Below are 9,953 nucleotides of genomic sequence, written 5' to 3'. Positions count from 1 at the left end.
TAATTTTGTGATTTTTTAATAACTATTATTAATAAAATTGACTTGATAAAAATGGTAACAAAAAACCATAATTGTTTATTTGTTTTATGAAAAGCTGCTTTTGAAAACCAATGCTCGTAAATGTAAAAAACCGTTTTGTTATAAGATATTCACTTAATATGCATTTGCTTTTGATTGGATTGATAAAGCTACCGAGCGTTTTGATTTGTTTGATACGTTTGATAGCCATAACAAGCGTTTATAGGCTCTCTCATTCAAATGAGTGATTAAAGATCATATGCATCATTTACGTTCCTTTTGATAAGTTTTCATATCTCTCATAGAGCGCTTGTAATATAATACGTTTTGTATATATGTGTCATTACCTTGATTAGGGTTGATTCATAAGGATAGACATTTGAAAGCCGCGTCATATCATTTGACACGGTTTTTTTAAATTCTCTCTTTTATGATGGGTTTATAACCATAAAGAAGGCGCTCCCATGCCTGTTTTTATTCTGTTTCATCAACAATCTTGACAAGGTTATCGCTTTCATAAACCTCATAATTTATAGGAACTTCCCTTACTTTGCTTTTCTTGGTTAATTTCGCATTGCCATAAGCACGTCCCCAGACCTTAGTATAGAATAAAACCTTGGCATTGCCAAAAACAGCGCCATAAATTTCAGCACAACCGCCCACCAAAGCACCGCCATAGACCTTGCCATGTATTTTTGCACGACCATTAATAAAGGCATAATTATAAACCTTGGCATAGCTATGAATACGAGCCGAGCCAGCAACAATGGCACGACCATAGACCCTTGCATAACTAAAAACCGTAGCATCATAAGAAACATGAGCATAATCATAAATATGAGCATCAGCAAGAACGCGGGCAGCACCACTCACATGAGCATACCCATAAACATTGCCATAAACATGAGCATTGCCATAGACACAAGCATGGTCATAAATTTTTGCGTATTGAGAGATGAAAGCCTTGCCATAGATTTCACAATTCCCATAGACTTGACCACAAACTTGAGAAAAATGCCGTATTTTTGCATTTTCAGAAACGACGGCATAGCCATACACACAAGCTTTATCATAAACCCAGCAATTGCCATCATGGGATAGATTAGCTTCCTTTTCAATAAAGCCCCCTAAATCCCCCGTCTTAACATCATCAAAATCTCTTAAAGCACGAATGCGATAAAGAGTTATAATATTTCGAGTAAGTGCATGTTTGATTTTTTTGATTTCACTGGTTAATTCGTATTTTTTGCGCATAGGAGTACCCTCACAATCTAATGTGATAAACGTTTTCTAAAATTTGAAATGGAAAATTGGATTGGAAAGCAGGCGCCCCCACAACGCCCATGCTTTATTTAAGCAGCTTCATTTATGGTTTTGTTATTATTACCAATATCATCATAAATTTTTTGATTGCCATCAACTATAGCATTGCCAAAGATTTTTACTAAGTAACAAACATATACATTGTCAGAAACGACGGCATTATCGTAAACATGAGCAGCCCAATCAATACGAGCAGAGCCTAATATTTTTGCATTGCCATAAACAAAGCCCCTTACATAAGCATTATCAGCAATTTTCGCATTGTCAGAGATTTTTGCATCAAAAATGATATTAGCTTTATTACAAACAAAGGCATTGTCATAAACTTGACCACGAACGATAGCATTGTCATTAATTTTTGCATTGCCATAAACATGAGCATTTGCACCGAAAATCCATGCATCATCATTAACAACGGCATTGCCATAAACTTTAGCATTTCTATTAATACAAGCATTATCATGTATTTTTGCATTGTCAGAAACGACAGCTTCCCAAAAAACGGTAGCATTATCATAGACCCAGCAATTGCCATCATGAGAGAGATTGCTTTCATTTTCGATAAAACCACCTAAATCACCAGTCTTTACATCAGCAAAATCTCTAATGGCTTTAATGCGGTGTAAAGTATGACCAGCCACACAACGCGTTTCATTCGTAAATTCGTATTTTTTTGTTATAGGTAAAGAGACACAAGCGTCATCAGAAATTTGAGATGCAAGATTAATCGTTTCATTGTCTTCAATACGTGTATACCAATTAATAAAAGCATTCCCATAGACTTTTGCATTGTCTCTTATAACAGCCTTATCACATACAGCGGCGTTATTAAAAACATGAGCATGTTTGTAAACAAAAGCATATCCAAAAACCAAGGCATTATCATGTATTTTTGCATTGTCATAAACACTAGCAAAATCAAATACCTTTGCATTATCACAAACCGTTGCATTATCGAAAACACTAGCATAATTAAAAACAGTAGCATTATCAGAAACAAGAGCATTATTATAAACACAAGCCTCATTAGCTACCCAGCAATTACCATCATGTGATAAGTTACTTTCCTTTTCGATAAAGCCCCCTAGATCACCTGCTTTGACATCAGAAAAGTCTTTTAATGCCTTAATGCGATAAAGAGTTTTATTATTAAATACACGTGTCTCATTTGTGAGTGCAAACTTTTTTTGCATAACACTATTCCTTTATAAAGAAGATTAAATTTTAGAATGAGATTTTTAAAGAGGGGCGCCCCCGCCGCGCCCGTGTCTTATTTACGCAGCGTCTTTTATAGACTGGTCATTATAGACAATTTCTTTACTACAGACTTCAATATTATTGCGAACCCAAGTGTCACCTTTAATGACCGCATTGCGAAAAATCTTTACATTTGCAAAAATACAAGCATATCCGGAAATTTTCGCATTATCATAAATTTTTGTATCATTAAAAACACAAGCGTAATAATGAACATGAGCATTACCAAAAATATGAGCATCCGGATAAATACGTGCAAAGCCATACACATGAGCATTGCCATAAATATTGCCAGCCACAACCGCCTTGCCATAAACCCTTGCATTTTCATAAATACAAGCAATATTATTCACATGGGCATACCCACTTACAACGGCATTATCGTAAACCCTTGCATTGCTATAAACCTTGGCTTTACCGCCCACCCAGCAATTGCCATCATGGGATAAATTACTTTCACCTTGTATAAACCCGCCTAACTCACCTTTTTTGACGTCTCCAAAATCTCTTAAAGCTCTAATTCTATGAAGGGTTTTAAAGCCAACCTCTATTGTCTCACCTGTAAATTCGTATTTTTTTGCAGGCTCTTGTTTATTAACAGATGCAGTTTCATTTGAAATGTTAGAGAGAAGGGGGGTGTTTTTTGATATATTTGTCATAATTAAAACCTTGTAGAAATACTCGTTTTGAAATTGACACCCTTATAAGAGCATCGGGCGCTCAAAACACGGCTACAAGTCCGTTGCTATGCTTTTCCCTCGCGAAGGGTATTGTATGGCATAGCTACACCCGACAAAATTATCATATATGCTAACAAAAGCATAAAAGATAGTCAGTTTTTATAACAGGATTAGATTTATCGTAACCTATTCGCTTGTAGTTTAGTGTTTTGATCACTTGAGTATTTATATAACAAAATACGTATTTATTGTCAAATAATATTTTATCTTTTTTGATATTTTTTGTATTTTTTAAATACGTTGTGTATTGATAAATATCTTATGCTTATTAATTGCTTCTTTTATATTTATACGATTTCAAATCTATATTATAGTCTTTATAAAACGATTGCGTTGTTTTTTGAATCTATACATTTATAATATTTAAAAACGCTCTTATAATGCGTATTTTTATCTTTATAACCCATCAATTTTTTCACTAAATGAATTTAAAATTTTTTGTGAATTTGTTTATAACGCATTTATCATTTGAACTTTCTTAATAGGCAACGCGCTCTTATAAGCAATGCATTCATTTCCATTATGATTATAAAGCCTTGCTGTTTTTACGCATTCTCTATAGCTGTTATCTTCTTTATAGCCATGGCATCATTTTTCATTTTCATAAGAGAAACGATAAATAGGATAATTGCGATTTATAGATTGTTATGAAAATATCTAAAGAGAGATTGATCATTATAAGGATTAGCAAAATCCCTTTTAATAGACCGTGTCAGTTTTGTCAGTTCCTTTTAGACTCTCTATTATTTTTTTTAAAATGAGAAAAATTAAAAACATTATATTTCAATAGGTTAATATCTTTAAAACATAACTCATATCAAGAGTACAGTCTTTAAAGATAACCAATGATGTGAATTGATTAAAACTTGTCAGTTATGTGTCAGTAAATTGAACTGACAAAAGTGATTATTTTAGTGAGTCATTAAAACGTATCTTATGAAAATCATGTGATCCTTTAAAGCCTTTCAAAAGATAGCTTGTAACTTATAGAAATGCTATCAAGACCAGTATGGTTATGAGTTTTGAAGATTTTGAATATTCCTTTTGCCCCCCTTTATATATTTTTTTTCAATCGAAAAATAAAAGTCATTATACTTCAATATATTAGCATTTTATAGATGCAATCTATATTAAGAAACAACCTATAAATACAACCTAAGATATATTTTGAGAGTTTGAGAAACCTTCAAAACCTATAAGCAATATAAGAAAATGAATATATATATAACTCTCTTTAAACAAAGCTTTTGAAAACAATAAAGCTATCATTTTAGATTACGGTATAACCTCTTAAAGGCAATTCAAAAGAAGTGTATTCACTTTAAGAGTGGGTTTCTTAAAAGTCTTAAAGCAATCCAAAGTAGAGTATCTAAAAGTACAAGTTTCTTCTTTTTAGAATAACGCATATAAACACTCCTTTTAAAGATTGTATGTAAGCAATGTATAAAGAGGGTATAGAGTATAAAGGGGTATAGAACCTATAGGTATAAGACCTTATACCCCTTATGAGTTATCATACCCATTATGTGAGCATGCTTTATAAGTTATTCAGTTTCTCTTATTTCCAATTTTGGTAAGTTTTTTACGATTTTCATTGTTTCTAAACTTACAGTAATAACCCTTTGAAATAACTCTAGAGGGTAGGCAGGGTTGCCAACGGTTTCAACAGCATAGCGATTGGCATCATTAACAATGCCACTCTTTTTATCAGTCTTAACACATTGACGCCCCATAACCCATTCAAGAGCGGGCTTGCCATTGACGATATACTCATAAGCTTCAAGAGGGATATCTGTTATTGTGATATTGCTATTGTAAAAAACAGTTGATTTATCCTTTTCCTTACTATTCTTAATTTTTGCGAATTTCATTTCAGTTACATAATAAAACTTTTCGGGATTAGAGATCTCTGTCTGTTTTGGATTACCCTTTTTAAAGGTCACTGGATAAGGTTCTACAGTTTCATAATTCATATGCAAATGACCCAATTCACGTCCTGCTGTTACAAACTTCCAAAAATCACCAGCACTCTTTACACAAGGGATACGAGGCAGTTCTTTAGAGAGGTTATCAGCATAACGAGCACGATAATCTTCCGAATGTAAAAGACCGTAAACATAATAGAATAGATCATCTTTCGTGATAGTTTCATTAGGATAAGCGGCTTTAAAATGGTCTAGACCTTCATCAGTAATGGCATCACGCTTCTGTAAACCAGCTGTTGTGTTTTTCTCTGTAGAATTTGCAAATAAATGGGATTGTTTCTCACTTTTTGAAACCGTAGCATCTTCATAAATATATTTTGGAAAGCATTGACCTGTATCTATTGCATGAAAATCAGGTAGATCTTTAGTCATAATAACAGAAAATCCACTTCTTGCCCCTATAGCAGAAACTTGTATCACTGTATTTTTGATCATTTTTTCTACAGGAAAGATACGAGGCATTTGATAAATTGCTTCATTAAAAATGCGATTATAATAAAGCCACTGTCGTGTAAAAGGACGATATAAACTTTGAACAAAACCGACTTCTTCAAATTTTAAAATATGACCTCTTGCTAATTGTTTTTTTATATTCAAACTCCAACTTATCTTGCTTGTATCTGAATTAACAAAATTATCTACAGCCTTTGTACGTGATTTACTGTCAGTGTGCGCATAAGCATTATTAAAACGTTCTGCTTCACTGTTATAGAAGGCAATCATGTTACCCATATTTTTCGCTAAAATTGCACGACTTGAATTGTATGCCCAAGCATCACGACTAGTCGTAATGCCACAAGAATAAATCTCAAAGAGTTTTTTCTCATGAGGTCTCTTATCGCCTAAAGCTAAGAATGTTTCAAAACTGTCATCACGTTGACGTATCCAATCACCATGCTTATCTGGTGTGATTATTTGCCAATCTTTTTTACTTCGTGTAATGCCATCAATACTACCAAAGTCCTTAATTGTTTTAAGTTTTTTTTCTCTTGTTTGATTATCACCAATATCATGATAGTAAATTTTACAAGGTCCAATAGTATTGGGATTTTTTATAAACAGCGTCACGGCAATGCCCGTCATACTACCACTACCAAAAACATTTTCACCTTCTTGAGCAGCTCCATTGCTTAACATATTTTTACGAAGATCCCCTCGTAAATTAAGTACATAAATACTCGTAAATTCTTTGGCTAAAGATTTTCGTAAACTATTCATTGTCGATTTTTCTATGTAACCAGAGCCAGAAACAAAGCCGATTACCCCAGCATTACCAATACGGTCACTTGCCCAGCGCATAGCACGAATATAACTGTCATAAAAATTTCGCGTATTCATTGATTTAGATTGAGCAGCATAGGTTTCACGAATACGGTTATTTAATATGGGATAAGGGGTATTCTTTGCATTGTCATTAGCACTTTTTTGACCTGTTGAATAAGGAGGATTGCCAACAATAACTTGGATATCTACTTCCTGCTGTTTTTTACACCGCTCTGAATTCTCAAACATATAGCGTGTAAAAAAATCTTTTTCTTCAAGCATCAAAAACGTATCAGTTAAACAAATTCCTTCAAAAGGGATATACTCTCCTTTCATAAGACTATGATAGGTCGATTCAATGTTAATCGCTGCTATGTAATAGGCTAGCAAAACAATCTCATTGGCATGAATATCATGACGGAATTTATATTTCATATCCTCTGGTTTGATGAGCTTGGATTGTAAAAGCCGTGTAATAAAGGTCCCCGTTCCAGTGAAAGGGTCAAGAATAGAGACGCCTCGAGAACTTAAGCTTTGTCCAAACTCTTGCTCTAAAACATCATTGACGAAATGTAAGATAAAATCAACTATTTCAATAGGCGTATAAACAATCCCAAGTTTATCTGTTGTCTTTTTGAATGCCTTGGTAAAAAAATCTTCGTAAAGTTTGATAATAAGATTCTGTTTTGCTCGCGTTTCAATAATACCCTCTGTATCATCCTTTACACTTTGATAAAACTTTTCAAGATCTTTGGCTTCGTCTTTGATATTCATCTTATCAAGTTCTCTTAAGATCTTTTCCATGGCTTGTGAAATGGCATTGTTTTGCACAAACTCATTTCCATCAAACAAGGATTCAAAAATAGGACGTGTCACAAGGTGTTGCGCCAACATCTCAAGTGCATCCTCTTGCTCGATACTGTCATTTAAACCGTTCTTTAATTCTTTATGAAAGGCATCAAAAGCGTGAAAGGCTTCACTCTTTTTATCAGCGAGTATGCTTTTAAGACGAATAATATGATTTTGTGCAATTGCAGCTACATTGCCAGCCCAATTTCCCCACTGATTAGTCTCTCCACATTTTTTGACAATGATGGGCTTAATAGCACGCGATAATTCATCAACATAAAACTCGAATTCTTTTTGTCCTCCATATTTATAAGAGCTTTCACTTGCTACTGAACCAATATGAAGCCCAGCACTTTCCGATTTCGCGTGGAAAGAGAGTTCGTCAACAACTGCGGTCATTGCTTGTAAAGCAGGGTCAAAAGTGACCCCTACAATCTCAAACACATGACGAACATCTTGGTCCAGCTCTAAGGCTTTTATTTTGTTTTTAAAGTTGTCATCATGAGCACGCAAAGCATTGAGAACTTGCCAGATGACATCATACTTTGTATTGTTTTCTAAAGCCTGTTGTGGTGGAATATTAAAGGGAATACCAACGGGTAAAATAATGTAGCCTGTTGTTTTACCTTCTGCTCGGCGCATCACACGCCCCACAGCCTGTATCACATCCACATGACTTTTACGCGGGTGTAAAAACATAACCGCATCAAGAGCAGGGACATCGACTCCTTCAGAGAGACATCGGACATTGGTTAACACACGGCAGTTATTCTCATCTGTCTCTTCTTTAAGCCAATCAAGTAATTTATTACGATTTTTGCCATTAAAAGATCCATCAATGTGCTTAACATCAAAGATAAGAGAAGTCTTACTTTCGGGAACAAATTTATGATATTCATCAATGGCGTCATTGAATAGTTCGCTAACTAATTGAGACGTCTTGATATTTTTACAAAAAGCCAGAGAACGACGCATAGGTTTTATGCCATCTTCTTCCTTCTTTTCTATTTGGGAAAGTGCTTTGTAGCAGCCAATGATTTTAGTTGTATCATCAAGAATAAGTTCGGAATTTTTATCTTTAAGGCGTTTCTGAATCGTTGCGTTAATAATTGCTTCATCAACAGCCAAGACGATAACTTTATAGGGTGTTAAAAGTTTATCTTTTAGAGCTTTTGAAAAAGTATACGTGTAAAGATTTTTTCCATAGAGCTCTTCATCATCCATGGACGCCAGAACAGCATCAGATGCGTCAGCCTTCTTTTTCAGCTTGTCGGTAAAGATCTTAGGGGTTGCCGTCATGTACAGACGTTTTTTGCCCCGAATGATGCTGTTATCATGAACCTTGATAAATTCAGATTCACGCTTGTCTGTTCCTAACACAGCTCCAGTGGTACGGTGTGCTTCATCACAGATGATCAGATCAAATTCGGGTAAATCATACTTTTTTTGCGCATCCGAAATCACTTGGATTGAATGGTAAGTGGAAAACACCACGGTCATCAGATCATGTGAAACCTTACCCGCTTTACTAGCCAGTTCTTTTGCATCCGTGGTAGCCGGCAAGGCAAGATCAGAGCTATCAAATTCAAGAGCATCATTTTTATTATTCTTACGACGTTTTCCTACTTGTGTATCGGAACACACGGCAAAGGAACGCAAAGGCACTTCTGTATCTTCTGTCCATTCACGGATTGTTTGAGAGATAAGAGCAAGGGAGGGCACCAAAAACAAAACACGCTTGCTTTGACCTGCTATGGTTTCTGCTATCTTCAAACTGGTGAAAGTCTTGCCCGTACCACATGCCATAATCAGCTTGCCACGGTTTGCTTCTTGTAACCCTTCACAGACTTTCTCAAGGGCTTCTTTTTGATGATCTAAAAGCTTTTTTTTGGGTTGCTCTTTAAGAACGGCTTGTCCTTGTTCTTTATACGCCCCCCAATCGATTTGACTGTTCTCTAAATCAAAAAGGTTTATGCGTTGAATACGAACCTCTTGTCCTTCACAAGTCAGTTCAACATTATCACTCCAATCTGTTTCGGTGCTATCAATCAGAATACGACGGGTGAATATTTTCTTGCCAGACGCTGCTATAAAACTATCAATATCTTCTTTTTTAATTATGTGAGAGGCGTCATAGCATTTACATTGAATAGCCGCATAGCCACCTTCATCACGGATTGTAGCGATCAAATCAATACCAATATCCGTTCCATCTTCATTACGCTCTTGCGCCCATTCACAATAGGTTTGAACCTTTTCGTATTCTTGCTTTTGAAGCGGGTCGTTTGTCAAATAAGCTTTTACAAGGTTTTCAAACATGGTTCCCAATTCACGGGGTGATTTTGCTTGTTGACGATAATATTCTAAGAGAGAGCGTAAAGAGACATATTCATGATCAGACTTATGAAGGTGAGACATAAAGAATAAACTCCATGACAATATACTCTATTGATTAATTCTCTTCAAAAGAATCGAAATGAAGTTAATTAAATCCATTTTGAATGAATAGTATGAAAAA

The 9,953-nt window shown here is 34.9% G+C and carries 4 protein-coding genes; all 4 read right to left on the bottom strand.

What is annotated here, in order from left to right:
* Nucleotides 1–492: 492 nt before the first annotated feature.
* Entirely contained in the window at nucleotides 493–1,272 is a 780-nt protein-coding gene (locus ACFIKX_RS10450; protein ID WP_375629514.1) for a hypothetical protein, read from the bottom strand.
* Between the two features lie 98 nt (nucleotides 1,273–1,370).
* Nucleotides 1,371–2,534, bottom strand: coding sequence for a hypothetical protein (locus ACFIKX_RS10445; protein WP_375629511.1), 1,164 nt, complete (start codon nucleotides 2,532–2,534; stop codon nucleotides 1,371–1,373).
* A gap of 81 nt (nucleotides 2,535–2,615) precedes the next feature.
* Complete coding sequence (locus ACFIKX_RS10440) at nucleotides 2,616–3,257, bottom strand: hypothetical protein (protein WP_375629509.1); 642 nt, start codon at nucleotides 3,255–3,257, stop codon at nucleotides 2,616–2,618.
* Between the two features lie 1,625 nt (nucleotides 3,258–4,882).
* Nucleotides 4,883–9,853, bottom strand: a complete 4,971-nt coding sequence (locus tag ACFIKX_RS10435) for a DEAD/DEAH box helicase (RefSeq protein WP_375629506.1) — start codon at nucleotides 9,851–9,853, stop codon at nucleotides 4,883–4,885.
* Nucleotides 9,854–9,953: the final 100 nt, after the last annotated feature.

This window comes from Bartonella sp. CM86QHHN, from assembly GCF_042194695.1.
Lineage (GTDB): Bacteria > Pseudomonadota > Alphaproteobacteria > Rhizobiales > Rhizobiaceae > Bartonella.
This window is presented reverse-complemented; position numbering and strand designations above follow the sequence as displayed.